This is a genomic window from Pseudomonas sp. HY2-MNA-CIBAN-0224 (assembly GCF_040310285.1).
GTDB lineage: Bacteria > Pseudomonadota > Gammaproteobacteria > Pseudomonadales > Pseudomonadaceae > Aquipseudomonas > Aquipseudomonas helleri.
Genome location: NZ_JBEOPQ010000067.1, coordinates 1 through 25,938 on the forward strand (window position 1 = coordinate 1; position 25,938 = coordinate 25,938).

Sequence of the window (25,938 nt, forward strand, 5' to 3'; positions counted from 1 at the left end):
AGCTTGCTCGCGATCTTTTAACGATCAAAAGATCGCGAGCAAGCTCGCTCCTACAGGGTTTTTGGCTTTTCAGGACAGGTATATGACCCGCCCGTTACTCAGCCTTGATGCGCTGTTGGCCCAACCCGATCACTGGACCGTGCTGGAAGCCAGTGCCACAGGGTTGCGCGAGTCTTTTGCCGCTGGCCACTTGCCGGGGGCGCGCTTGGCCGATCTGGCCAATCAGTTGTCGAACCCGTCGGCGCCGTTCCCTTATACACGGCCCGATGCCCAGGCCTTCACCACGGCCATGCGTGCGCTGGGTGTGAGCCATCAGCGCAAGGTGGTGATCTACGATCGCGAAAACGGGATCTGGGCCGCGCGGGTCTGGTGGCTGCTGAAAAGCTTCGGCCACAGCCAGGTCTTTGTGCTGGAGGGTGGCTTGCGCGCTTGGCTCGCGCGCGGGCTGGCACTGGATACCACGCCCGCAGCCAACAGCCCTGGGGACTTCACGGCGGTGGATACACCGGGGTATTTCGTCGATCGCGCGTATGTGCAGCAGGTACTGGCCGGGCAACACAACGCCCGTTTGCTCAACGTGCTGCGCCGCCCGGTGTTTCGCGGCGAAGAAAGCAAATACGCACGCCCGGGCCATATTCCGACCAGCCTCAACCTGCCGTATATCGAGCTGATCGACCCGCACACCCACACCTTTATCCCGCGCCCCGCCCTGCTGACAACGTTGCAGCCGTTTATCGAACGCCCGCAGGTTGAGTGGGTGCTGTATTGCGGCAGCGGCATCACGGCGGCGGGGTTTGCCCTGGCTCTGGCGCTGGTGGGCGTTGAACACGTGAGCGTTTACGACGGCTCGCTGTGCGAGTGGTCGGCTGACCCGGCGTTGGCGATGGACCTCGAACCGATTTCGAACACTTGAATCAGGAACACGACTGATGGCAATTAAAGCACTGTGGTACCTCAGCATGGCCGACGGTCATTACCCCTGGATGGAAGACGGTATATACCCGGTGGATTTCGACCGCTACCGCCGACTGGCCGAGACCATCGATCAGGGCGGTTTTTATGGCGCGCTGGTGGCCACATGGCCCAACGACCCGCTGGTGTCTGCCACTTCGGTGGTGGGCTTTACCCAAAAAATGCGTTTTCTGGTGGCCGCCTACGCCGGCATGACCTCGCCCAAGTTGCTGGCCGAACAAGCCCTGACCTTTGAAAAACTCAGTGGCGGGCGTTTGCTGTTCAACCACATCAATGGCCGCGAAGAACGGGCCAAAACCTACAACCTCACCGCCGGTCACGACGACCGCTATAAAAGCGCCGAACATTACTGGAAAGCATTCCAGGAGCACTATCTGGCGGGTAATCCGTCGCTGTTCCCCAATACCCGTTTCAGCCTCGAACCTGTGCAAGCGGGCGGTGTGCCGCTGTGGGGCACGGGCGAGTCCCAGGCCGGTGTTGAACACGCGGGCAAAGTGGTCGATGTGTACCTGCTGATGCTGCGCGAGATCTCGATCATCAAGGACCGCTTCGACGCCGCCCGCGCTTCGGCCCATAGCCAAGACCGTACATTTGCCGACATGGGCGCGCTAGCCAGCGTGACCGTGCGCAAGACCCGCTCCGAGGCCGAAAAAGCCTTTTATGCCCTGTTTGAAACCACCGGCGTCGACCTGCTGCGCAGCAAACTCGAAGAAGTGGTGGCACGGCGCAGCAAGGGCGAACAGACCCTGGCCAGCTACCGCGCCCCGGATGCTCAACGCCAGGAATGGGTGGATTACATCCTCAAGGGGCAACTGCCGCCGCTGGAGTCGCTACGCCTGGAAAACAGCCTGTTTGCCGGCATGAGCGCCTGGTCGTCGCTGGACATCTTCGGCACCGGCTCATCGGCGGCGTACCTGGTGGGAGACGCAGACGCCATTGCGCAGAACGTCGAGGCGTATCACCAACAGGCCGGGCTGAGCGCGCTGATCCTGTCGGGCTGGCCGCTGATTGACGAAGCAAAACACGTGGCCGAGTGGCTGATACCGAAGCTGAACGAGATCGGTTGAATCCCTGGCTTTTCCTCGCGATTTTTTGAACGATCAAACAATCGCGAGGCAAGCTCGCTCCTACAGGGCGGGTTTCGCAGAACCGTGACCAATTTTTGTTTGGGGTTGTCAGAATCGTTACCCGAATGATCTTGGACAACCAACAAAAGGCCAGCCATGCCATTTGAAAAAAGCCTGAAAGCCACCTTGCTCGTGCTCTTTGCCGCCTCGCTGGGGGCTTGCCTGCCTTGGCCGCGCGAGCGCTCTGCTTACGCCGACCTTTGCCAGTCCGAGTATCAATTCAAAGTGCCGGGAGCGGACGGCAAGAAAACCATCATCCTCGAAACCTATTTATACGATCACACCGCGCAGTATTCAGATCGCCCGTTTGAGCAAGGTGTGTCCAAGACCTTCCCGGGTGAAACCTGGTCACGCAGACAGTTTTACATCCAACTGATCGCCTACAATAAAGGCCGCATACGCCCGACGCGTTCAAGCAGTGGCGAGGCGCCCATCCCGATTCTCTACGACAGCCGCCAGGCCTACATCACCTTTGAAGACGGCTCGCAGTTGAAAGCCCTGCCCGACGTGTACCTGGGTGACAAAGAGACCTACGACTACCCGCTGTATTACGAGAAATATGCGCGAACTTCGCCGTATGACATCAACAGCGATGAAGTGCACAGCCGTGTTCCGCGAATCACCAACAACAGCAGCTACGGCTCGGTCTATCTGATTTTCCCTACCGAAAAATTTGATGCCGATTCGAAATGGACGATCAACCTCGGCTCGATGGAGGTCGGCGGGCAAAAAGTCGATTTGCCGCCGATGAAAACCTGCTATCAGCCGGTGAAAAAATGGATCGGCATTGAACCGCTGATGCGCCCGTAAACGCCCCCCTCTGTAAAGAAAAAGCCCCGTCGAGCATTGCCCGGCGGGGCTTTTTAACTTATCGCCCCCAGCACGCGGCCATCCAGCCGCCCATGGGGTGCAACCGCTCAGACACGGCGGCGTATTTGGGGTTGAGCAACGTCGCCATGGCATACAGGCCAGTCGCCGACTGCGGGTTCCACAGGCCTGAGAACCCGCTCTCCCCCGCCTCGCGACGCTGGTCATCGAACTTGACGTGGGAGTGCACGAATTCTTCGTGAGTCTTGTCACCCTTGGCGTAAGGCGCGAGCCAGTCCAGCGCGTTCTCCAGGCTGGCGTCTGAGGCGCCTTTGAACACCAGCCAGTTTTGCCCGCGCAGACGCGCTGCCACGGCGGCCCGGGTCAGCGGCTCCAGGTCGTAGACCACATAGTGCAGGGCATCACGCTGCTCGACATCCACCGTTGAACCGCCCGGCCGCAGATTGCGCCCCAGTTGTTCAATAAACTGCGCCCGTGCCCGCGCAAACATGGCTGGATCCTCCAGCGCCACCGCTGACAGCGTCGCCAGCTTCACGCGGTGCGAGTTCCAGTTATTGATCCAGCGGCCATCACCCGGCTTGAAATTGTGCTCCATCTGATTGAGATACCCCTCACCCAACTCGCGGATAAAGCGCTGCGCCACAGCGCGTATTGGCGGCGCCAAATCGTCGGGGGTCATGGCATAGGCATCGATGTACGCGTCCAGCCCGGTTTCATCTACCGGATTAAAGCTGGGCTTGTAGCGCGTGCCCCAATCGTTGAGCAGCCGCGACAGTGCTGCCAGATCACCGGGTTGATGCTGCTTTTGCCACAGCAGCGCCAGGTCGCGCATCAGCGGCCAGTCCTTCTTGGCCTCAAGGCTTTGATCACGAATGCCCTGATGCGGCAGCGTCCCTTCGGTGTGCACCCGCTCAATGGCCCGCGATTGCGGCAATAACTGTTTATTGACCTCATTGCTTAACTGCCCGAGCGACCCCGGGTCGGTGTTCGTGCACCACGACGCCGCCAGGGTCGGGGCGCTCACCACAATGCTGAGCGCTAAAAAGAGCGGGTTGAAAATCGGCCGTTTGGTCATCGAAGGTCCTGAGAAAAGGCGTCTGGTCAGTCGGATAATTAGCCGTCTGTGGCGGATTGGGACTCCTTGCTGAGAACTGTAGGTGACGGAAATTGAACGGCGGCTTACTGGGAATGGGATTTCATGCGGGAGCGCGGTTAAGGGTCGCTGCGCAACCCATCGCAGCCTCGTACCTCGTCAGCGGCTACAGGTTTTGGCGTACACGCGCCCCGTAGCAGTTGCCGAGGTACGAAGGCTGCGATGGCATTAATCAGTCCACATTCCGCCTTGCCAGCCTGTGGCGATATTGCTAGTGTCGATTTATGACCAAATATTGCCTCACCTCGACTACCACCACCACGACCGCTGAAAGCGGAGCGTGCGAAGTGTCGTGAGCAATTAACAGACGAACTTCAAAGGCCCGCCAGCAATGGACAGGGCCTTTTTTATGTCCTTGTGTTGCTGGCTCATACGCAAGGAGATTCACCTCATGCACGCTCTGTTGATACTCGATATGCAAGTGGGGCTGGTTCATGGCCCGGAAAAACCATGGCGTGGCGAGGCTTTGCTGGAAACCCTAAATAGCTTGATGGACAAGGCCCGCAGTGCAGGAGCGCCGATTTTTCTGGCGCGTCATATCGGGCCGGTGGGTTCGCCCATCGAACCCGGCAGCCCGCTGACGATGATTGTGGAGGAACTGAAGCTACAGGGTGGCGAGGTGGTATTCGAAAAACGCCGTCCCAATGCCTTCGCGATGACCGATTTGGCAGACAACCTACGGGCGCACGGGGCGACGGGTGTGGTGATCACCGGCATGAAAACTCAATACTGCGTCGACAGCACGTGCCGCGCGGCGCGTGATCTTGGCTTTGATGCGGTGCTTATTGCCGATGGTCATAGCTGTTCTGATACGCCGGTGATGAAGGCGCAGGATATTGTGGCGCATCACAATGCAACGCTTGACGGGCCGTTCTGCCGGTTGGTTCGGGCTGAGGAATGGCGTTTTTAAGTGACAGCCACGCAATATTTGTAGTCGCTGACGAGGCACGAAGGCTGCGATGCGGGCCGCAGGACCGCCGTTGAGGGATCGCTCACGCCCGCTCAAACATATAAAAACCCAGAAGCCAGCTTACAAACATATGAATTTTTACAAATGTTTGACTGCTTTATGCTGCGCCCGCTTCTCGTAGGGGGAGGCGGTTCGTCGGGATGTCTGGGCAAGCAGGCCCTCGTCGGACACCAACGCCTGCGCCCTCAGCGCAGCCGACTACAGCCAGATTTTTGTGAATGCCGTGCACGGCATTCTGCCGGGAGCCAACCAATGAAAGCAGCACAGTACATCAACGCACAGTGGCTAGTGGGCGAAGGCGCCGAGCCGATCCACGTGTTCGATCCATCCCTGGGCCAGCCGTTCGCGGAGCTGACGAGCGCCAGCGCAGCGCAAGTGGATCAGGCCGTTGCGGCGGCGCGTGAGGCGCTGCCCGCCTGGCGCAATGTCGATGCATCGGTGCGCGCCGGTTACTTGAGGGGCTTTGCTGAGCAGCTCGAACAGCGCCGTGAGGCCTTGATCGCCCTGCAAATGCAGAACAACGGCAAGCCCCGGCATGAGGCGGTGGTTGATGTGGACGATGCCATTGCAACGTTCAGCTATTACGCGATCCTGGCCGACGCACTGGCGAGCAACCCGAACCCTGAAGTGCCGCTGTCGGTGCCCGGCTTTACCTCCCACACGCGGCTGGAACCGGTGGGCGTTGTCGGTCTGATCGTGCCGTGGAATTTCCCGCTGGTGACCAGCGCCTGGAAGCTCGCCCCGGCCCTCGCGGCGGGTTGCACGGTGGTGCTCAAGCCGTCGGAGATCACCCCGCTGATTGAGCAAACCTACGGCGAGATTGCCGATGCCCTGGGCTTGCCGCCCGGCGTGTTGAACATCGTTTGCGGCAAGGCCGAGACCGGCATTGCGCTGAGCAATCACACAGGCCTGGACAAGCTGTCGTTCACCGGCAGCAACGCGGTGGGCACGCAGGTGATGCACAGCGCCGCCGCCCATTGCCGCCCGATCACCCTGGAGCTGGGCGGCAAATCGGCGATTGTGGTGTTTGAGGATTGCGACCTTGATCAGGCGGTGGAATGGATCGTGGCCGGTATCGCCTGGAACAGCGGGCAAATGTGCTCGGCCACCTCGCGCCTGCTGGTGCACGAGCGCATTGCCGATGCGCTGACGCAACGTTTGCAGAGCGCTTTCGAGACCCTGCGCGTGGGCAACCCGCTGACCGGCGAAGTCGACATGGGGCCGCTAACCAGCCAGGCGCAATGGGCCAAGGTGAGCGAGTACTTTGCCGTTGCCCGCGCCGAAGGCTTGCAGTGCGTGGCCGGTGGCAAAGCCTGGTGCGACCCCGGCTGGTTTGTCAGCCCGACCCTGTACACCGACGTGCCGTTGAACAGCCGCCTGTGGACCGAAGAAATTTTTGGCCCGGTACTGTGCAGCCATCGCTTCAGTTCAGAAGACCAAGCCGTGGCGCTGGCCAACGACAGCCGTTTCGGTCTGGTGGCCACGGTGATCAGCGCGGATCTTGAGCGCGCCGAGCGGGTGGCGCAGGCACTGGAAGTTGGGCACGTGTGGATCAACTCGATCCAGGCGGTGTTCGTCGAAACCTCTTGGGGCGGGACCAAGGGCAGCGGCATCGGTCGTGAACTGGGGCCTTGGGGGTTGTCAGCCTTTCAATCGGTCAAGCACGTGACCCGCTGCCTGGGTTAAAGCCCGTGCTCAAGCAACAGATCGGCGATAAAGACACGCACCGCCTCGCTTTGCGGGTGCCCGGCATGGGTGATCATGCTGTGCCGAACGTCGTAGCGTAACGTCGCTGGCTGCAGGGCACGCATTTGCCCGCTCTGCAGCCAGACCTGGGCGTAGTGAGTGGGCAGATACCCCAGATGGGTGCCGGCCAGCACGCCATGGACCACCGCCTCCATGTGATGCGCCGTGGCCGAGGCGCGGTCGGGAATGATGGGCAGCACCTGATCGACCGGCAAAAACCCGTGGCGGATCCAGTCACAAGCCTGAAGTTGCTGCAAACTTGGCGCCTCGACCGTGAACAGCGGGTGCGCCTGACCGCAGAAAATCCCGATCTCTTCCGAGTACAGCGGCTGATACGTCAAGGTCGGCAGCGGGCGGCTGAAATACGAAATGGCGATGTCCAGTTGCCCGTCAATTACCGCCCGCTCAAGCTCCGTGGGCGAGTTCACGAAAATGTGCAAATGCATGTCGTGTTCACGCTGATAAAAGCGCGCAATGGCGGCATCGACCCTAGCCGTCGGCAGCGTCGCGATATTGTCCGCCAGCCCCAGATACAGATCCCCCACCAGCCGCCCGGCAAGGTCCTGGGCCTCATTGCGAAACGCATCCACCGCCCCGAACAGCACCGCCGAGGCCTTAAGAATGCGCTGGCCTTTTTCGGTCACGCGAAAGCCGCCTTTGCCGCGCTCACAAATGCGGTAGCCCAGACGTTTTTCCAGCCCGGAAATGTGCGTGCTGATGTTCGACTGGCTCATGTTCAACTCAGCCTGAGCCGCAGTAAACCCACCGCACTTGACCACCGTGGCGAAGATGCGCAGCAGGCGCAAATCCATGTCCGTAACGTTTCTGAGCACAGGGGGTCTCGATGGGAGTGGGTTTGTGCAATGTGTGGGAGCGGGCTTGCTCGCGAAGGTCGTTAACGATGACGCGTATTTACCGAGTAAATGAGGCGTTCTGAAGACCATCGCGAGCAAGCCCGCTCCCACTCTTGAGCAGTGTTGCTCTTAAGTGAACAGCAGGGCCTTAGTATCGGGGACTGACCAAGGCCGGGGCAATGGCGGGGTGGTGGGCAGATTCTGCATTGACAAATAAACTGTGATCACATATCACTGTATTCGCATTTTTCAGCAGAACGCCCACACAACAATAAGACAGGTAAAACGCTATGAGCATTGTGAAACGACTCACGCCTTATTCCGGGTTGAAGGTGCTGATTTCCGGGGGCGCGGCCGGTATTGGTGAGGTGATTGCTGCGGCCTATCTGGAGACCGGGGCCAAGGTGCATGTGTGTGATGTCAGCGAGCAGGCGGTGTTGGCCTTCCGCGAGCGCTACCCGCAAGCGCTCGCCACCCTAGCCGACGTGTCAAACCCGGCCGAGGTCAAGCGGGTGTTTGAACTTCAGCGCGAGTGGGTCAACGGCCTCGATGTGCTGATCAACAACGCCGGCATCGCCGGGCCCACCACCGGCATTGAAAAAATCACCGAGGACGAGTGGGAGCAGTCGATCAATATCAACCTCAATGCCCAGTACCGTTTCGCGCATCATGCGGTGCCGCTGCTGGCTGAGTCGGCGCATGCACACATCATTCATATTTCGTCGGTGGCCGGGCGCCTGGGGTATGCCTGGCGCACACCGTATGCGGCGACCAAGTGGGCCATTATCGGGCTGATGAAATCGTTGGCGGCGGAGTTGGGCGACCGGGATATCCGGGTCAATGCGCTGCTGCCCGGCATCATTGAAGGTCCGCGCCAGGATCGGGTGATCCGCGACCGCGCCAAGCAATTGGGTATCTCCGAACCCGAGATGCTGCAAAAGACGTTGAACAAGATTTCGCTAGGGCGCATGACGCCCCCGGACGATGTGGCCGCCATGGCGCTGTTCCTCTGCTCGCCCGCCGCGCAAAACATCACCGGGCAAGCCATCAGCATCGACGGCAACGTCGAGTACCTCTGAGCCCGCCTTGCACGGCTTGCCAGCAACCCGCTGGCGAGCCGTGTTTAAGGGTCTTTGAAACCTGTTTTATGCCCCTGCGGCCAATTGTCTGACAATCACCAAAATAGCCTTGTGATCTGTGATCACAACTAATACCATCCGTTTCAAACCACACCGGCATCGACGAGATACACGGTGTGGATGCGCCAGCTAAAAGCGCAACTCCTGACCATAAATACAAAAATGTGGAGAACAGCATGCAACGTACCTCCCCACCTGAGCGTGGCCCCGTCGCCATTGTCGGCGCCGGATTGATTGGCAGAGCCTGGGCCATCGTGTTTGCGCGGGCGGGCCACCCCGTGCGCCTGCACGATATGGACCTGCACACCCTGCAAAGCAGCCATGCATACATCGAAGCGCGGCTCGGTGAACTCGCCGAATTTGACCTGATTGATGAAGCCCCCGGCACCGTGCTGGCGCGCATTACCTGCGTTGCGGACTTGGCAGAAGCGCTGCGTGACGTGGTGCTCGTGCAGGAAAACGTGCGGGAAACCGTCGAGGCCAAAATCGAGATTTTCAGCCAACTGGACGCGCTGGCCCCCAAGGACGCGCTTCTGGCCAGTTCGACCTCATGGCTACCGGCGTCGGAGTTCACTAAAGACCTGCCGGGGCGGGCCCGCTGCCTGGTGGCGCACCCGACCAACCCGCCCTACCTCATCCCGCTGGTTGAACTGTGCCCGGCGCCCTGGACCTCGGCGGATGTGATGCTCCGCGCCCACGCGCTGTACAGCGCAGCCGGGCAAAGCCCCGTGACGTTGTCCCGTGAGATCTACGGCTTTTTGCTCAATCGGGTTCAGGCCGCAGTGCTCAACGAGTGCTTCAACTTGCACGAAGACGGCCTGGCCAGCGCGGCAGACATTGACCGCGTGCTTAAAGAAGGACTGGCCCTGCGCTGGTCGTTTATGGGCCCCTTCGAAACCATCGACCTCAACGCCCCGGCGGGCGTGCAGGATTACGCCCGGCGCTACGGCCAGCAGTACCGGCACACCGCAGCGTCGCAACAGACATTCAGTTGGTCGGACGAAGCGGTTGCCCGAGTGGACGAAGAGCGCCGCCGCACCCTTGAGCTTGAAGACATCAACCAGCGCTCAGCCTGGCGCGACAGACGCCTGATGGCCCTGGCCGCGCACAAGCGTCACGCCCCGGACGCTTGATCGCGGCTTGATCCTGAACAACAAAACCAAGACACCCAGGAGATCCCCATGGCTCGTAAAGTCATCATTACCTGCGCTGTGACCGGCGCCATCCACACCCCGTCCATGTCCCCTTACCTGCCGGTGACACCGGGGCAGATTGCCGAAGCCGCCATTGGTGCGGCCGAGGCTGGCGCGGCAATCGTCCACCTGCACGCCCGCAACCCGGTAGACGGCAGCCCTTCGCAAGACCCGGAACTGTTCAAACAATTTTTGCCCGCCATTAAAGAAGCCAGCGATGTGGTGATCAACCTGACCACCGGCGGCGCGCCGACCATGTCGCTTGAGGACCGGCTGCGCCCGGCGCACCAGTTCAAGCCCGAAGTGGCGTCGCTGAACATGGGCACGATGAACATGGGTCTGTACCCCATGCTCAATCGCTTCAAGGAATTCAAACACGCCTGGGAGGAACCCTACCTGGCGGGCAGCCATGACCGTATTTTCAAAAACACCTTCACCGACATTGCCCACATCCTGGAGTCGTGCAGCGAAAACGGCACGCGCTTTGAGATCGAGTGCTATGACATCGGGCATCTGTACACGGCGGCGCATTTCATTGATCGCGGGCTGATCAAGCCACCGTTTTTGATCCAGTCAGTGTTCGGCATTCTGGGTGGCATTGGTGCTCACCCCGAAGACGTGCTGCACATGCGCCGCACCGCTGACCGCCTGTTTGGCGACGACTACCAATGGTCGGTGCTGCCGGCCGGCAAGCAGCAAATGAGCATTGGCGCGCAGTCGGCCACCCTGGGCGGGCACGTGCGCGTGGGCCTGGAAGATTCACTGTGGGACGGGCCAGGCCAGTTGGCCAAAAGCAACGCGGAGCAAGTGTCGCGCATGCGCACGATTTTGGAAGGTCTCTCACTGGAAGTGGCGACCCCTGACGACGCGAGAGACATCCTCAAGCTCAAAGGTGGCGATAACGTCAACTTCTAAGCACCGGCACTCACCTGACTAAAAACAATAGAGAGGATATTGCTGGCACTGACGGGCGCTGAACACTCACAGCGCCCTGGAACCCTATCCTCATGAGGAGACCTGAGCCATGTTCGCAACGACCCATACAAAAACAGAAAAGGGACAGTCGCTGAACGCTTTAATGTTTCGCAAATTAATGCCGATGTTGATTTTTGCTTACGTCATCAGCTTTTTGGACAGGACCAATATTTCGCTGGCCAAAACCCACATGGCCGTCGATTTGGGGATCTCCGCGGCGGCCTATGGTTTTGGCGCCGGGCTGTTCTTCCTCACCTATGCCCTGATGGAAGTGCCCAGCAACTTGATCATGCACCGCGTGGGCGCGCGGCTGTGGATCACCCGGATCATGATCACTTGGGGCATCTTGTCGGCGGGCATGGCCTTTATCACCGACGAGACGACTTTTTACATCGCCCGCGCCCTGCTCGGCGCTGCGGAAGCGGGGCTGTTTCCGGGCGTGATGCTGTACCTCACCTATTGGTTCGGCAAGGAACAAAGAGCGCGGGCCAGCGGTTACTTTTTGATCGGCGTGTGCCTGGCCAACATCATCAGCGGCCCTATTGGCGGGCTCTTGCTGGAAATGGACGGCATCATGGGCTGGCATGGCTGGCAGTGGCTGTTCTTTCTGGAAGGCATCCCGGCGGTGCTGTTCTCGGTGGTGATCTGGAAAAAACTCCCGGACAAACCCTCCAAGGCCAGTTGGCTGACCAAGGAGCAGGCCGATGAAGTTGAGCAGGCCCTCAAAAAAGAAAACGATGAAGAAATCGCCTCGGGCAATGTGGGCCATTCCTTTAAGGGCGTGTTCAAAATCCCTCAGTTGTGGCTGGCCATTGCGGTGTACTTTCTGCACCAGATCAGCGTGTATTCGGTCATCTTCTTTTTGCCGGGCATCATCGGCACTTACGGCGGGCTGACCTCGGTTGAGATCGGCCTGCTCAACTCAATCCCCTGGATAGCGGCCGCGCTGGGCGCCGCCTTTTTGCCTAAATACGCCACCACACCCACGCTGTCGCGCAAGATCATGTTTGGCGGTTTGATCCTGATGTCGGCTGGCCTGACCCTGGCCGCCTATACGCCGCCGATGATTGCTCTGATCGGCTTTACCCTCACCGCCTCGATGTTCTTTGTCGTGCAGCCGGTGGTGTTCCTCTTCGCCAGTTCGAGGCTCGCCGGAGCCGGCATGGCGGCCGGGCTGGCGCTGGTCAACACCTGCGGCATTACCGGCGGCTTTTTCGGGCCGTCCTTGCTGGGGTTTGTCGAGCAAACCACCGGGAGCACCAAAAACGGGCTGATCATTGTTGCCGCGCTGCTAACCCTCGCCGCCTTCCTGAGCACCCGCCTGCGCCAAGCCCAGGAATCCGCCTCTACACCACGGGACAACATCGTATTGCCCCACGTCGCACCGTGCCTGACTGAAAACTCGAGGATCAAATGAACACTCTGTCCCCGACCCGTGCGCCGCACAGAGGTAAACGCCCATAAAAAAACGAGGCGGACTGTTCAGTCCGCCTCGTTTTTTTTGCATCTGCCGTCGGGTTACTCCGCGTCGACAGGCTTGATCGCATCCGCCACCACCAGCGCACCGGTGTTCACAATAAATTCGGCGGCACTCTTGATGTCGCCTTGCAACGCCGCACACGCCGCCACCGGATCGCGCGCCTTCAAGGCCTCCACCAACGCCGCATGGTGACTGGCCTGCACCCGCTGAATCACCCGCTCGGTGCCAGAACGCAAATCGTAATTGAGGATTGGCCCGATCCGGAGCCACAGCGACTCAACGATCTGCAGCAAAATCGGCATGTCCGCCTGGCCATAAATGGCGAAGTGCAGCGCCTTGTTCAGGGCAATAAGCCGCGACTCATCGGGCGGGTTCTGCGCAAACTCTTGGCAAAACGCATCGTGAATCCCTTGAATCTCCTGCAATGCCTCAGCACTCACCAACTGCGCCGCACGAGCAGCCGCCTGCCCTTCCAGATTCAGCCGAATACTGGTGATCTCGCGAAACTGGCTGACCGTCAGCACCGGCACCCGGATATACCGATTGGCCGCCATCTCCAGCGCCTGCTCAGCGACCAGCCGATGCACCGCCTCACGCACCGGCATCACACTCACGCCGAGCGCATCGGCAATGGACCTGAGCGACAGCTTCTCTCCGGGCATGACACGGCCACTGATCAGCAGATCACGAAGCTGGGAATAAACGTCCGCACTGAGAGTCTGGCGGATCATGGGCGACACGAGTTTGGATAGATTCATGGGCGAGGATTATAGGCGGATTGGGGCGTTGGGTGTAGGTGGTTGGAGGGGGTGTGATCACAGTTTTTTGGGGGGATGGCAGAGCGTGCTGAACAGGCCGTCGGAGGGTATCTGCGTACGAAAACAGGCCTGATGCCGAATAAACATCTGTAGACGCGGTCACAGCAACACTTATGGAGAGGAAGGGACCCATGTCGACACGCTCAACACTCTGCTTACTGCTGTTGCCAATGTTCGCAGGTTGCCAATATCTACCCCACACGGATTACTTCGTCGCTCCGGCCAATGAGCCGAATCCGGCATGGATCCGGGTCGTCAACTTCACCCAGCATGCGGCCATTTATCAATCGGCAAACGGTGTGAAGACGGGGGGCGTGGTCCGTACCGGGCCTCTCCCATTTATCCATACCCAGGACATCGGCATGCCCAAAGCGGGGCAAAACCTGACCTGGGACTACTATGAGTCAACGCTTCGGCCGGGCCTCGAAACGAGTGTCTACATGTCGTGGGAGGGTACGCGTACCCGGACTTGTTTTGTCACAACGACCTTCACTCCAGAAGCCGGGCGCTACTATCAGTTCCTCCTCACGTCAGGCGACGGTGGGACCTGCACGCTTTACCCCACCCTGATCGAGCGAGATAAAGACAGCACAGGCTGGCATTTAGTCCCCAACAAGGACGTGACCTACAAGTACGACGGCCCCACAGCCAAGAGCTTCTATACCAACAGCCAGTTCGAAGATCCCAACTACCAGCCACCGCCCGAGCGCTATCCCGGCATAGATGTCAGGTAGGACGAGCCATTCGCCGACTGGCGCCGGGTGGCTGGCCGGTGATGCGCTTAAAGGCACGACTGAAGGCCGCTTGAGAGGTGTAGCCCAGACGCTGCGCCACGGCCTCAATGGGCAGGCGCTCAAGACTTAGCCATTGACTGGCGAGACGCATCCGCAGCTCCGTTGCATAGCGCAGCGGGGGGATGCCGATAGTCGCCTGGAAGCGTTCCGCGAAGACCGAGCGAGAGGTATTACAGTGCGCTGCCAGTTGCGCGACGGTCCAGTCGCGCGCGGGCTCCCGGTGCAAGGCCAGTAGCGCACTGGCCAGTCTGGGGTCGCGCAATGCGGCCACCAACCCTGAGGCGTTGCCGCAGGCGCACTCAACCCAGCCACGAACGATCATCGCCGCCACTACGTCAGCAAGGCGAGCGAGTATGCCTGCGAAGCCGATGCGCGCAGAGCGGACTTCGCGCTCCATGGAAGCAAGAATCGGCATCAGCCCAGGGTAACGTTGCCCCCTGGCATCAATCAGCATCAGATCTGGCATCAATCCGCCAAGGCCTTGCAAGCTTGTGAGTTCGAACTCCATGCAGGCACTGAAGATAATGCTACTGGGGCTGACATCGGCACCGGGGGAAGCATCCACGGCACAGATCGCGTCGCCAAGAGGGACCGCGTCGAAGCTGCTGATGTCTTGGGCGGGTACATCCTGGTTTGAGAACAGTTGATGGGCTTCACCCTGGGCGATGAACACCGCGTTGCCGGCCGACAACTCGTACACAGTGCCGTCCTCCGTACGCAGGGCGGCGCTACCCACGGCGAGGAAGTGGAAGTAGGCGTGCCCTGGTTTGGCAGCAAAACCCAGCCCGAATGAGGGGCCGGCCTGGATGCGATGGTACTTGACGCCCCGCAGGCGCATGCCGCGCAACAGCTCGTTGATGAGGTCGGACGATAAGACGAACTGATCCTGGGATGTCATGTCGGGGTTTCGGTCAAAAACTAAAGATTTTGCATCATAGAACATCCTTACCTGCATCCATAGACTTCTGGTTGAGATAACTTCCAGAGGTATTGCGTGATGAGTAATGGGGTGTGTGACGTTGTAACTGATGCGCGCGTTGGCAACGAAGCTGATTTAGAGCCCGCGACACCGGCCTGGATGGCGGTATTTTCGCTGGCGATGGGCGTGTTTGGATTGTTGACCGCGGAGTACCTTCCGGCCAGCTTGCTGACGCCGATGGCCGCTGAACTGGGGGTGTCGGAAGCCTTGGCCGGGCAGGCGGTGACCGTGACGGCAGTCGCGGCGCTGTTCTCAGGGTTACTGCTGCCCGGCTTGACGCGAGGGATCGACCGGCGAGTGGTATTGCTGGGCTTTTCCGTGCTGATGATTGCCTCCAACTTGCTGGTGGCTTTCTCTTCCAGCTTGATGGTGCTGCTGATCATGCGGATTTTGCTGGGTATCGCGCTGGGCGGCTTCTGGAGCATGGCGGCGGCCGTGGCGATGCGCCTGGTGCCGCCGACGCTGCTGCCGCGGGCCCTGTCGATTATTTTCAGCGGTATTGCAGTGGGTACGGTGGTCGCGGTGCCGCTCGGCAGTTATTTGGGCGGGCTGTATGGCTGGCGCAGCGCTTTTGTGGCGGCCGCCGCCGTAGGGGTAGTCACGCTGGTTTTCCAGCTTTTCACCCTGCCACCTTTGGCTCCGCGCAGACCTGCGCGCTTAAGAACGGTGCTTGAAGTGCTGCTGCGTCCGGGCATTGCCGTGAGTATGTTGGCTTGCGTGCTGGTGCATACAGGGCACTTCGCGTTGTTCACCTACATCCGGCCGTTTCTGGAAAGCACATCCGGCGTGGGGGCTGAAGGATTGGCTCTGATGCTGCTGGGGTTCGGCGCGGCTAACTTCGTCGGCACGCTGTTGGCAGGCTGGCTGCTTGAAAAAAGCCCGCGCGGGACGATGGTGCTGATGCCTGCGCTGGTCGGCGTTGCCGCATTAGCCTTGGTAGGGCTGCCTGCTTCTGTGCCGGGTCAGGTGGTGTTATTGGCACTCTGGGGCATGGCTTTTGGCGGTGTACCCGTGGCGTGGTCAAACTGGGTAGCCCGAGCGGTGCCAGATCAGGCTGAAAGCGCGGGAGGCATGGTGGTGGCATCGGTTCAGTCGGCGATCGCTGCGGGTGCCGCTGCCGGGGGCGCCATGTTCAGTTTCAGCGGCATCGATGGTGTTTTTGTCGCCGCCGGCATTCTGATGCTGTTGGCAGCACTGTTGATCGGGATGCGGGTCAAGGTCCAAGCGCCAGGGCACGGCGCAGGAGAAAGTCCGGGCCTGCATCTTTAACCCGATCGGGCGGCCATGAAGGCACACTCGCCCTCTCCCTTTTCTGAAATTAATGAGAAATGCTCATAAACCCTTGCCGATTTAACCGTCTAGTCCCCACTCGCTAGGTCACCTACTGTTCTCCCAACGCCAAATGGGAGATCCACATGCACAAGCGCTCACTCGGAACAAGTTCACTCGAAGTGTCAGCCCAGGGCTTGGGTTGCATGGGCTTGAGCCATGGCTACGGCCCGGCGACTGACACACAACAAGCCGTTGCGCTGATTCGTTCGGCGGTTGAGCGAGGCGTCACGTTCTTCGATACCGCCGAGGTTTACGGCCCTTATCTGAACGAGCAAGTGGTAGGCGAAGCCTTGGCACCGGTGCGCGATCAAGTGGTCATCGCCACCAAGTTCGGCTTCACCTTCGGCGACGACAATAAGCAGCAGATTCTCAACAGCCGCCCCGAGCACATTCGGGTCGCGGTTGAGGGGTCGCTGCGTCGACTAAAGACCGATTACATCGATCTGCTTTACCAGCACCGCGTCGACCCGGACGTGCCGATCGAGGACGTCGCCGGGGCGGTAAAGGACTTGATTGCTGAAGGCAAGGTCAAGCACTTCGGCCTGTCGGAAGCCGGGGCGCAGACCATTCGCCGGGCGCACGCGGTGCAGCCGGTCACCGCACTGCAAAGCGAATACTCGTTGTGGTGGCGCGAGCCTGAAAAAGAGATTCTGCCGACGCTGTGGGAGTTGGGCATCGGCTTCGTACCGTTCAGCCCATTGGGCAGAGGTTTTCTGACCGGCACGGTGTCGGCGCAGACCACGTACGGCAGCGACGATTTTCGCAGCATCGTCCCGCGTTTCAGCCCGTCGGCGCTGCAAGCCAATCAGGGCCTGGTGGTGCTGATCCGTCAGATTGCTGCGCAAAAACAAGCGACTCCGGCACAAATCGCGCTGGCCTGGCTGCTTGCGCAGGCGCCGTGGATTGTGCCGATTCCGGGCACGACCAAACTGTCTCGCCTGGAAGAAAACCTCGGCGGCGCGGACATCACGCTTGATGCCAGCGAACTGAAGGCCATTGATAGCGCATTGGCGCAGATCCGCATTGAAGGCGAGCGTTATCCAGAGGCCCTTAAGGCGCGTGTCGGTCGATGAGCACCGATCACGATCCGCTGCGGCGTACGGTAATCGCCGCACTGGCCAGCGCCCCGCTGCTGTCGCTTGCCGACACGCAAGATGCCAGTGCAACACCGCGTTCAGGCTCACGGATTCTGGTCGCGTATTTCTCGCGCTCGGGTAATACCCGCGTGAACGGCTGGCTGAACGATCATCCTCTCGCGCGTTAACTGAGTTCTGTACGGAGTGACACCATGAAAATCCGCACGTTGGGCAATGGCCTGGAAGTGTCCGCACTGGGCCTGGGTTGCATGAGCATGACCTCGGCCTATGGCCCGGCTGCCGACAAAGCCAGCATGATCAAGTTGATTCGTTCGGCTCACGAACAAGGCATCACTTTGTTCGACACTGCTGAAGTGTATGGCCCGTTCGCCAATGAAGAACTGCTGGGCGAGGCCTTGCAGCCGATCCGCGAGCAGGTGGTCATCGCCACCAAGTTCGGCTTCGATATCGACCTGACCACTGGCGTGCGTGGCAGCGGTACCAACAGCCGCCCGGAACATATCCGCGCCGTGGCCGAGGCGTCGTTGAAGCGTTTACGCACCGATCGCATCGACCTGTTCTATCAGCATCGCGTTGACCCGCAGGTGCCCATCGAAGACGTCGCCGGCACCATCAAAGATCTGATTGCCGAGGGCAAGGTCAAGCATTTCGGCCTGTCTGAAGCGGGCGTGCACACCATTCGCCGGGCGCACGCTGTGCAACCGGTTACGGCAGTGCAGAGCGAATATTCACTGTTCTGGCGCGGCCCGGAAGTGGAACTGCTGGCAGTGCTCGAAGAGCTGGGTATCGGGTTCGTGCCGTTCAGCCCGCTGGGCGCGGGTTTTCTCACCGGTCAGATTGATGAGCACACGCAGTTCGACGCCAGCGATTTCCGCAATTTAGTGCCGCGCTTTTCACCGCAAGCGCGCAAGGCCAACCTGGCGTTGGTCGATGTGGTGAAAGCCGTCGCGCAGCGCAAACACGCCACACCGGCGCAAGTGGCGCTGGCCTGGTTGCTCGCTCAAAAACCATGGATTGTGCCGATCCCTGGCACGACCAAACCCCATCGGCTGGAAGAGAACCTGGGCGCAGTCGACCTGCAATTGACCGGTGACGATCTGCGCGAGATCAACGAGCAAATGGCGCAGATTCACGTGCACGGCGATCGCCTGCCGGAATCGGCACTGAAGATGACCGGACTCTGAGCCTGCCCGACGCGGCGCTGCATTGGGCGCCGCTTTCACTATGTGACCGGAGTTGATCCGATGAATCGATTGATCGCTCCCCTCGTTGCGTTGTCACTGATGACGGCAGAAACCCAAGCCGCCAGCGAAATCCGCATTACCCCAAACGGTTCGCAGCCCTCGGTCAAGGGCGCGGCGCAAAACTTTACGGGCACCGTACGCGTTGATGGCCTGTTCAAAGGCGATGCGCCGGCGCGCATCGGCGGCGCCACAGTGACCTTCGAGCCCGGCGCACGCACGGCGTGGCACACCCATCCGCTGGGGCAAACGCTGATCGTCATCGCAGGCGTCGGCTACGTGCAGCAAGAGGGTGGCCCGCGACAGGAAATCCGACCGGGCGACACTGTCTGGATTCCACCGCACACCCGCCACTGGCATGGCGCTACACCCAGCAACGGCATGACCCACATCGCCATTGCAGAAGCCGAGGACGGCAAGACCGTCACCTGGGCAGAGCAGGTCTCGGAGGCGCAATACGCCGGCCATTGAAGTAACGATTCCACTGATCGCCGCATTCATGGCGACCGGCGACATGCCTGGCCTCAACACGGCACTCAACCAGGGACTCGATGCCGGTTTGAGCATCAGCGAAATCCGCGAAATTCTGGTGCAGCTCTACGCCTATGTCGGGCTTTGCGCGGCACAGTTGCGCCAAGTCACCGAGTTGCTGAAAAAGCATGGCGATACACAGACGGCCGAGCGAGCCCACGCAGCGCTGATCCAAACACTTTTGCAACTGCCGCCCTTTTAATTGCTCAGGAGCTTCACATGAAAAACATGCTTAAAGCCACGTTCATGTCGGCACTGGTCGGCCTCTCGGCGGGCGAAGCCTTGGCCGCCGACTACCAAAAGAACCCGTTCACCCTCGCCTATGATGGCGCGATCAGCACCAACGAAGCGGGCAAGGTCAACATCCATCCGGTCAGCTACAAGCTCAATGGTCTGGACATCGCCGCCAACGTCTACACCCCGGCTGGCTATGACGCCAAGAAGACTTACCCGGCCGTGGTCGTTGCACACCCCAATGGCGGCGTGAAGGAACAAGTTGCCGGTTTGTATGCCCAACGCCTGGCCGAACAGGGCTACATCACCATCACTGCCGATGCGGCGTATCAGGGCGCCAGCGGTGGTCAGCCGCGCAGCATCGATAAACCGGCGTACCGTATCGAAGACATTCACGGCATGGCCGACTTTATCAGCCAGTTTGCCGGCGTTGATGGCAAGCGTCTGGGGCTGCTCGGGATCTGTGGCGGCGGTGGTTATTCGTTGGCGGCGGCGCAAACCGACAAACGCTTCAAATCGCTGGCCACGGTGAGCATGTTCAACTCGGGCCGGGTGCGCCGCAACGGCTACAACGACTCGCAAATGGACAGCATCCAGCAACGCCTGCAACAAGCGTCAGCTGCCCGCGCGCAAGAAGCGGCCGGCGGCGAAGTGCTGTATTCGGGCGATGCCAACCTCACCGAAGAGCAAATTGCCAAACTGCCCTTCGAGCTGTATCGCCAAGGTTATGAGTACTACTGGAAGACCCACGCGCACCCGAACTCGACCTTCAAATACACCACCAGCAGCCTGATCGACTTGATGCGTTTCGACGCCACTGACCATATCGAGCTAATCAACCAGCCGTTGCTGATGATCGCCGGGAGCAAAGCCGACAGCCTGTACATGACGCAAGACGCCTTCTCCAAAGCCACCGGCACCACCGACAAGGAACTGTTTATGCTCGACGGCGCCACGCACATCGAAACCTATTGGGTGCCGCGTTATGTCGATGCCGCGATTGGCAAACTGAGCGCATTTTACGCCCGCACCTTGTAATCAACTCTCTTGGGGGTCGCGCATCGGTGTGCGACCTGCTTTTATGGATGAATCCCGCGCCCCTCATGAGAGGTTCTCATCAATGTCCCGCGCCAACCTTAACGACCTGCAAGCCTTCGTGATCATCACCCGCGAAGGCAGTTTCACCCGCGCAGCCGCCCAGCTTGGCGTCTCGCAGTCGGCGCTGAGCCACACCATGCGCGCACTGGAAAGCCGATTGGGCGTGCGCTTGCTGACGCGCACCACGCGCAGTGTTTCACCGACCGAAGCGGGTCAGCGGCTGTATCAGTCGATGGCGCCGCGGTTCGATGAAATCGAACTCGAACTGGCCGCGGTCAGCGAGTTTCGTGACACCCCGGCGGGCACTGTGCGGATTCAAGCGTCCGAACATGCCGCCAACAATATTCTGTGGCCCAAGCTTTCAAAGGTGCTGCCCAACTATCCGGACATCCATGTCGAAATTACCGTCGACTACGCGCTCTCCGACATCGTCGCGCAACGCTATGACGCCGGTGTTCGCCTGGGAGATCAGGTGGCCAAAGACATGATCGCAGTGCCGGTCGGGCCATCCTTGCGCATCGCCGTCGTGGGCTCACCCGAGTACTTCAAACAGCGGCCAATACCGAAGGTGCCCGGTGATCTGGCGGGACAAAATTGCATCAACCTGCGCCTGCCCACCCATGGCAGCCTGATGCAATGGGATTTTGAAAAGGATGGTCACGAACTGAAGGCCCGTGTCGAAGGGCAATGGACGTTCAACAGCAGCGTGCCGATCCTGCGGGCGGCCGTGGCGGGGTGTGGTTTGGGCTTTCTGCCGGAGGACATGGTGGCGAAGGAACTTGCCGACGGTAGCCTTGTGCGGGTACTGGAAGACTGGTGCCAACCCTTCGCCGGTTACCACCTCTACTACCCCAATCGCCGTGAACATTCATCGGCGTTCGGGGTTGTCGTTGAAGCGTTACTTTACAAGCCTTGATACATTGATAAATCGGCAGCGATTCAACATGCCGCCCTGCATCGACGGCACACTGTTTGAGAGTACGTCAGCGGGCTTAGCCCCTGGCCAGGCAATGTGAGTTGACGAACGTTGCAGTGTGCTGCAAAGACTGGCGTATCTCTGGCTTGGCTATTCCATGCCTGTTGGCAAATTGCTCGACCGCTGTTGTATCGAAACGCGTGGTCTGAATAAAGTCCAAGGCTTCGGGCTGGGTATTCAACATCCGCGCGACGGGAGGAATACGCAGCAGTAATTTCAGTAATCGCAGTGAAATAAAGTAGTTAGGAGACTTTATGCCCAAAGGGTATGCCAACTGCTTCAAGAGTTCCCGCAAATCAGGCGTTTGGTCATCAAGCGCCAGTAGTTCCTGCCCCACCATGGCAGGATCAAAAGCACACGCCGCCACCAGCTCAACCAGGTAATCCACGGTGACCAGTGGCAGCCAGTGCCTGGCGGTCCCCGGCACTGCCGTCAGTTTTCCCTGCACAAGGTTGCGTATCAGCTCCACTAGCGGCTGACCGTCAACGATATGCCCCGTGCGGCTGTGACCACAGACCGTCGCGGGGTGGACAACCGTCATCTCCCCTCCCTTGGCGGCCATGACATCTAAGGTCGCAAAATGCGCTTCCAGCTTGCTCGCCTCGTAACCACCGACTTGCCGGTAGACGGCAGGCCAATTCGTGCGCTGCGGATAACGAGGATCAATCCCGATGCGTTGCAGATGTTCATGGTTTTTCAGCATGTAGCCGCCGATCATCACTAACCGGCTTTTTTGCTCAGCCGCCAGCAGCGCAACGCGCTTTGCCCCTTCTACGTTCACCGCACGAGATTGCTCGATTGAAAGCCCCCACGCGAAGTGGGCGCCCAGGTGGAACACGACGCTGGCGTGCCTTAGCACTTCGCGATCAGCAAGACTCAGCCCGAGAGTGTCCCGTTGCAGATCACCCGCTACGGCAAATACCCGGCTTGCACACCCGCCCAACGTGTCGATTTGCTCGCGCAGTTCAGCCAGTCGCTCCGGGCGACGCATCAACACCCGAATGGTGTGACCTTGTGCACTCAGGTACGCCACTAAATGTTGACCGATAAAGCCGGTCCCCCCCGTGACAAAGCACTCCACGCCCATTTCCCAGTTCCTTGTTTGAGGTAAGGAGCCGAGCGTAAACTGTCGACCCAACTCTAGGGTCAAGCGATGTTTTCATGAAAATCGGCGAACTCGAAGCCCGCAGCGGTGCCAGCCGCCATACGCTACGTTACTACGAGCAAATCGGCCTGATCTCACCGCAGCGGCAGACGAACAACTACCGCGATTACACAACCCAAACGCTGCACGACCTGGACTTTATCAAGCGTGCACAAAGCATGGGATTTTCCCTGGGGGAAATAGGCGAGATTCTGGATGCGCAGCGCAATAAGCTGATCGACTGTGCTGACGGCGCCAAGCTGATTGAAAAAAAGATGGCAGAAGTCCAACTGAAAATCGCCAACCTCCAAAGTATTTATCGGTATCTGGATGAAGAGCGGGCAAACCTTGAAGCCAGTGCTGCGAAACAGCTTGAGTTGGAGCAGTTGAATAACTCAGCCGGTCAACAGGGGTTGGGGGGGTGAGGTGGGGTCCATCTAGGCGGCACCCACTCGATAGTCTGTGGCCGTTTGGCGGTGGCCGTTAGCTGCCTGTCACGAAAGGCAGCTAACGCCCATAAGCAGCCATTCATGACGGGGCTTTTTCGGCCAAAAACGAGCGCTCTGCATTATCTACTTAATCAAGGGTGATTCAGTGAGACCTAGATTTTGACGTATCTCTGAGTCCATTCCTCGCCGAGTTTATTCATCTTTTTTTTGCTTAAGCCTCTAGTCCATGGGAACTGGCGCCACTCTGCATGGCGAAGGAACTTTGCAAGTAGGCGCGATCTCCTCCAAGAACCCCAACCACCTAACCTTCGAACTTCATCGCTAACTCTGGAACGATTTAGGTGACCAGAACTCGACTTAGCATCTGCGGCCATTATCAATTCATAAGGGGATAAATCTTCCAGCCTGGCGGCTTCAGCCCAAAGCAAGTCGATCATCATGAGACATCGCCGCCTAATTCCATCGTGGCAAACCAGTCATGTTGTAATTTCACTGCGAAGATGATCGTGCTTCATCTCCTGATCTGTAGGCCCAAGCGATCCATAATATCTCAGATATTCAGACCTTCCGTCTAATAGAGTACGAAGGGGAGCCCCCTGCCTTAGCAACTCCGTGCCAAAAATCGGATAGATTTCCTCTACTTTAATATGACCTTGCAGTACTCTTGAGCATAGATCACTGAGCATGCCGCATACGTTACGAACGGAGGCGTGAGCCCAAGATGACGCAACATCGTTATCGGTGGATAATAATGCCTCGCGTAATTCCTGGAGTTTTTCATGGTGAGCTATTTGATAATAGTCTCTCGCTCTACGCCCAAGAAATACTATCGTCACCCAGTCGCCTTGAAGTTCAGTCCATCTACGTCGATACGTCTCAGCCCAATCCAGCCTTTGCTGCTGTCTTTGACCAGAAAGTATTATTGCCTGAGCTGCACCCACCGCCACCAAAAGTATAGTTGCTAAAGCAGTTAGCTCTGCATCCTCCATAAAGACTTCCACTTATTAATCTACTCCATTTAGGCTTTAAAAAGTGCTCGCAAAAATTAACTTTCTCAAAACCCATAGAGCTTCCAATCGTAATACGCCATAAGTCGGCGGAAATGATATCTATTGTTGCAATTTATAAGATGATCATAATTTGCTCGTAGATATTCACCAAGAATCTGAGGATCCGCAAGCGGCAGGAGTGGTGTCATACCAACTATCTCAGACTCCGTCGCTGTGGCAAGAAACTCTGCGAAAGGCGTCTTAGAATACCTTGCCGTTTGAAGAGCACTTGCAGTTGCGAAATCCTCTGCTTTCCTATTGATCAGACGGTCAAGCTTATACCCTGATTTTTCATAATCAGATTTGGAGTTGATACTTAGTTCCCGCAAATATTTAAAGATGGGGACAAATTTTGTTTGGGTAGGTAGTAGGGAGATTGTGGTGTCGATTAGTTTTCGAGCGTCAAAGTGTTTATTTTGTGAAATCAAATCTTCAAAAATATCACCTATTGAAATACCCTTGTAGCCGGTTTCGCCAACCTTTCCTATAACGCCAAGTCCAAATACAATTTCAATATCACTCTTATCTTGAACTTGATCATAATCAACTACGGCAATTTTTTTGTCAGGATTTTGTCCTTTAACAATTTCGTAGACACGCTCCTTACAAAATCTCAGTACGCGGGCGGGTAATTTGCGTTCGAATTGAGCAATAGCATCGTAAACCGGTGTGTAATTCTTCGTCTTTACAACTTTTACAGGTATTTGAATTGAGTCAAATTGAAGGTACGACGTTTCGATGGTAGGTCCGCCAACCGGCTCATTTCTGTCAATAAAAATCAGGTTATCCCTAAGCTTATCGATATTCTCTCTTCCGATGCAAAGAGAAATAGATTTAAGTAGATCTCTGATGTTTGTATCGGAAATAGAGTAACCAATAAACACAACCGGATGTTCTACGAAAATAGTAATTAGTTTTGAAGCTAAATAGGCGTTGCGATTGTTATAATCATGATAATCACTATCCGTCAGGACTAGTGAGTCTGGAGAGCTGCAGCATCCATGAATTTTATATATCTCACCAATATTCATTGTATTGGAGAATAGAAGTTCCTTTTGGCCAATATATACAGCATGGTCAGGAAAAAGGCTTTCAGCAAACGCATCCCAGTTTGTGGTTATAATCCCATCGACATCGCACTCTTTTAGAGCATTAATCTCTTCTGAGATAATTGGAGGTATTTCGGTTAGATGCTTATGTAGCAGGTGTTCACAAATTTCAAGTCGAAGCGGAGACGTTCTATCGCTTATAAGATGAGAGGACTTTTCCCTTTTTTCGTTGTAATCTTCATGCGCCCACCACAAATCATGAAAATCGTTAGCTATCAGTTGTGCTGACTTAGGGGTGTCATTGTTAGCGCTGCTTTTGTAATACGCGTAGGGCTTCCCAGTCAAACAGAATTTACTGAGTAGGCCCTCCCAATCTTCCAGGCCGATGTATCGTCGGGAGAAACCAGAGCCCAGAAACAAAAACGGGCCAGATGATCGTTGAGAGAATACGGAGCTAAGTTCTGCTTCGATGTCCATAAGAGACGAACCCTTGAGCGAAAACACATTTATTTGAGGGGCGGGAAGCATCGTGCTATCACGCCAAAGTTACCGAGTTTGCTGAGGAGCGATGGTCAGGTCAATGGGAGGAGAGGCCATGTGCCATAGTCGCACCTTTGTACGGAGGCGCAAGAGTGTGGTGGTCTAATTTCCCCGGACACCTCGATAGGTGGAAAATACATCTATCGAGGAACTCTCCATGACTAAAAAAC

General features: G+C 58.1%; 25 protein-coding genes and 1 pseudogene. 19 read left to right on the plus strand and 7 right to left on the minus strand.

The genetic code is table 11. From position 1 onward, the window contains the following. Nucleotides 1–82: 82 nt before the first annotated feature. From AAEZ03_RS22135 to AAEZ03_RS22145, 3 genes are all read left to right on the plus strand, one after another. The gene (locus AAEZ03_RS22135; protein WP_350581588.1) at nucleotides 83–913 is read left to right on the plus strand and encodes a sulfurtransferase; all 831 of its coding nucleotides are present in this window, start codon (nucleotides 83–85) and stop codon (nucleotides 911–913) included. Nucleotides 914–929: 16 nt separating this feature from the next. Next, nucleotides 930–2,039, plus strand: coding sequence for an LLM class flavin-dependent oxidoreductase (locus AAEZ03_RS22140; RefSeq protein WP_350581591.1), 1,110 nt, complete (start codon nucleotides 930–932; stop codon nucleotides 2,037–2,039). A 156-nt stretch (nucleotides 2,040–2,195) separates the two neighbouring features. Next, nucleotides 2,196–2,909 carry a hypothetical protein gene (locus AAEZ03_RS22145; protein ID WP_278938834.1) on the plus strand — a complete coding sequence of 238 codons (714 nt, stop codon included), beginning with the start codon at nucleotides 2,196–2,198 and terminating at the stop codon, nucleotides 2,907–2,909. 58 nt (nucleotides 2,910–2,967) lie between these two features. Here AAEZ03_RS22145 and AAEZ03_RS22150 read toward each other — a convergent pair whose 3' ends face one another. Next, entirely contained in the window at nucleotides 2,968–4,002 is a 1,035-nt protein-coding gene (locus AAEZ03_RS22150; RefSeq protein WP_350581594.1) for an alginate lyase family protein, read from the minus strand. Between the two features lie 469 nt (nucleotides 4,003–4,471). Between AAEZ03_RS22150 and AAEZ03_RS22155 the strand changes: the two genes are divergently transcribed. Further along, on the plus strand, nucleotides 4,472–4,990 hold the full coding sequence (locus tag AAEZ03_RS22155) for a cysteine hydrolase family protein (protein ID WP_123749849.1): 519 nt from the start codon (nucleotides 4,472–4,474) through the stop codon (nucleotides 4,988–4,990). A 312-nt stretch (nucleotides 4,991–5,302) separates the two neighbouring features. After that, nucleotides 5,303–6,736 (plus strand): aldehyde dehydrogenase family protein, encoded by a 1,434-nt coding sequence (locus AAEZ03_RS22160; protein ID WP_350581596.1) that lies wholly within the window; start codon nucleotides 5,303–5,305, stop codon nucleotides 6,734–6,736. On the opposite strand, the gene AAEZ03_RS22165 is transcribed toward AAEZ03_RS22160, so the two are convergent. After that, nucleotides 6,733–7,629 carry a LysR family transcriptional regulator gene (locus AAEZ03_RS22165; protein WP_350581598.1) on the minus strand — a complete coding sequence of 299 codons (897 nt, stop codon included), beginning with the start codon at nucleotides 7,627–7,629 and terminating at the stop codon, nucleotides 6,733–6,735. The genes AAEZ03_RS22160 and AAEZ03_RS22165 overlap by 4 nt on opposite strands. A gap of 311 nt (nucleotides 7,630–7,940) precedes the next feature. Here AAEZ03_RS22165 and AAEZ03_RS22170 point away from each other — a divergent pair, with 311 nt between their 5' ends. The 4 genes from AAEZ03_RS22170 (at nucleotide 7,941) to AAEZ03_RS22185 (ending at nucleotide 12,374) form a co-directional block, all read left to right on the plus strand. Next, on the plus strand, nucleotides 7,941–8,729 hold the full coding sequence (locus AAEZ03_RS22170; RefSeq protein WP_350581601.1) for an SDR family oxidoreductase: 789 nt from the start codon (nucleotides 7,941–7,943) through the stop codon (nucleotides 8,727–8,729). Nucleotides 8,730–8,965: 236 nt separating this feature from the next. Next, on the plus strand, nucleotides 8,966–9,922 hold the full coding sequence (locus AAEZ03_RS22175) for a 3-hydroxyacyl-CoA dehydrogenase (RefSeq protein ID WP_350581603.1): 957 nt from the start codon (nucleotides 8,966–8,968) through the stop codon (nucleotides 9,920–9,922). A gap of 42 nt (nucleotides 9,923–9,964) precedes the next feature. Beyond that, nucleotides 9,965–10,897: a 3,5-dioxohexanoate:acetyl-CoA acetone transferase gene (kce, locus tag AAEZ03_RS22180; RefSeq protein ID WP_502947939.1), complete on the plus strand. Its 933-nt coding sequence runs from the start codon at nucleotides 9,965–9,967 to the stop codon at nucleotides 10,895–10,897. Between the two features lie 109 nt (nucleotides 10,898–11,006). Continuing rightward, nucleotides 11,007–12,374 (plus strand): MFS transporter, encoded by a 1,368-nt coding sequence (locus AAEZ03_RS22185; RefSeq protein WP_350581609.1) that lies wholly within the window; start codon nucleotides 11,007–11,009, stop codon nucleotides 12,372–12,374. A 101-nt stretch (nucleotides 12,375–12,475) separates the two neighbouring features. On the opposite strand, the gene AAEZ03_RS22190 is transcribed toward AAEZ03_RS22185, so the two are convergent. Further along, nucleotides 12,476–13,168 (minus strand): GntR family transcriptional regulator, encoded by a 693-nt coding sequence (locus AAEZ03_RS22190; protein WP_350581612.1) that lies wholly within the window; start codon nucleotides 13,166–13,168, stop codon nucleotides 12,476–12,478. Between the two features lie 218 nt (nucleotides 13,169–13,386). Here AAEZ03_RS22190 and AAEZ03_RS22195 point away from each other — a divergent pair, with 218 nt between their 5' ends. Next, nucleotides 13,387–13,989 (plus strand): hypothetical protein, encoded by a 603-nt coding sequence (locus AAEZ03_RS22195; RefSeq protein WP_048391174.1) that lies wholly within the window; start codon nucleotides 13,387–13,389, stop codon nucleotides 13,987–13,989. Here AAEZ03_RS22195 and AAEZ03_RS22200 read toward each other — a convergent pair. Beyond that, a complete protein-coding gene (locus tag AAEZ03_RS22200; RefSeq protein WP_350581614.1) occupies nucleotides 13,982–14,947 on the minus strand; it encodes an AraC family transcriptional regulator in 966 nt (321 codons plus the stop codon). The genes AAEZ03_RS22195 and AAEZ03_RS22200 overlap by 8 nt on opposite strands. A gap of 99 nt (nucleotides 14,948–15,046) precedes the next feature. Between AAEZ03_RS22200 and AAEZ03_RS22205 the strand changes: the two genes are divergently transcribed. The 8 genes and pseudogenes from AAEZ03_RS22205 (at nucleotide 15,047) to AAEZ03_RS22240 (ending at nucleotide 21,477) form a co-directional block, all read left to right on the plus strand. Then, nucleotides 15,047–16,297, plus strand: coding sequence for an MFS transporter (locus tag AAEZ03_RS22205; protein WP_350581616.1), 1,251 nt, complete (start codon nucleotides 15,047–15,049; stop codon nucleotides 16,295–16,297). 146 nt (nucleotides 16,298–16,443) lie between these two features. Next, nucleotides 16,444–17,433 carry an aldo/keto reductase gene (locus AAEZ03_RS22210; RefSeq protein WP_350581618.1) on the plus strand — a complete coding sequence of 330 codons (990 nt, stop codon included), beginning with the start codon at nucleotides 16,444–16,446 and terminating at the stop codon, nucleotides 17,431–17,433. Next, nucleotides 17,430–17,588 (plus strand): annotated as a pseudogene (locus tag AAEZ03_RS22215) (flavodoxin); the annotation flags it as partial. The gene AAEZ03_RS22210 and the pseudogene AAEZ03_RS22215, both read left to right, overlap by 4 nt. Nucleotides 17,589–17,648: 60 nt before the next feature. Further along, entirely contained in the window at nucleotides 17,649–18,641 is a 993-nt protein-coding gene (locus tag AAEZ03_RS22220) for an aldo/keto reductase (RefSeq protein ID WP_350581621.1), read from the plus strand. Between the two features lie 60 nt (nucleotides 18,642–18,701). Continuing rightward, nucleotides 18,702–19,169, plus strand: a complete 468-nt coding sequence (locus AAEZ03_RS22225) for a (R)-mandelonitrile lyase (protein ID WP_048370781.1) — start codon at nucleotides 18,702–18,704, stop codon at nucleotides 19,167–19,169. 43 nt (nucleotides 19,170–19,212) lie between these two features. Continuing rightward, entirely contained in the window at nucleotides 19,213–19,431 is a 219-nt protein-coding gene (locus tag AAEZ03_RS22230; RefSeq protein WP_390899446.1) for a hypothetical protein, read from the plus strand. A 17-nt stretch (nucleotides 19,432–19,448) separates the two neighbouring features. Then, entirely contained in the window at nucleotides 19,449–20,501 is a 1,053-nt protein-coding gene (locus AAEZ03_RS22235) for an alpha/beta hydrolase (protein ID WP_123749838.1), read from the plus strand. Between the two features lie 82 nt (nucleotides 20,502–20,583). Further along, nucleotides 20,584–21,477 (plus strand): LysR family transcriptional regulator, encoded by an 894-nt coding sequence (locus tag AAEZ03_RS22240; RefSeq protein WP_048370785.1) that lies wholly within the window; start codon nucleotides 20,584–20,586, stop codon nucleotides 21,475–21,477. A gap of 76 nt (nucleotides 21,478–21,553) precedes the next feature. Here AAEZ03_RS22240 and AAEZ03_RS22245 read toward each other — a convergent pair whose 3' ends face one another. After that, nucleotides 21,554–22,624 (minus strand): SDR family oxidoreductase, encoded by a 1,071-nt coding sequence (locus AAEZ03_RS22245; RefSeq protein WP_350581624.1) that lies wholly within the window; start codon nucleotides 22,622–22,624, stop codon nucleotides 21,554–21,556. 74 nt (nucleotides 22,625–22,698) lie between these two features. Between AAEZ03_RS22245 and AAEZ03_RS22250 the strand changes: the two genes are divergently transcribed. Continuing rightward, the gene (locus tag AAEZ03_RS22250) at nucleotides 22,699–23,106 is read left to right on the plus strand and encodes a MerR family transcriptional regulator (RefSeq protein WP_350581627.1); all 408 of its coding nucleotides are present in this window, start codon (nucleotides 22,699–22,701) and stop codon (nucleotides 23,104–23,106) included. Nucleotides 23,107–23,606: 500 nt separating this feature from the next. Here AAEZ03_RS22250 and AAEZ03_RS22255 read toward each other — a convergent pair whose 3' ends face one another. Beyond that, a complete protein-coding gene (locus AAEZ03_RS22255; protein ID WP_350581630.1) occupies nucleotides 23,607–24,131 on the minus strand; it encodes a hypothetical protein in 525 nt (174 codons plus the stop codon). Nucleotides 24,132–24,184: 53 nt separating this feature from the next. Beyond that, complete coding sequence (locus tag AAEZ03_RS22260) at nucleotides 24,185–25,705, minus strand: SIR2 family protein (protein WP_350581632.1); 1,521 nt, start codon at nucleotides 25,703–25,705, stop codon at nucleotides 24,185–24,187. Nucleotides 25,706–25,938: the final 233 nt, after the last annotated feature.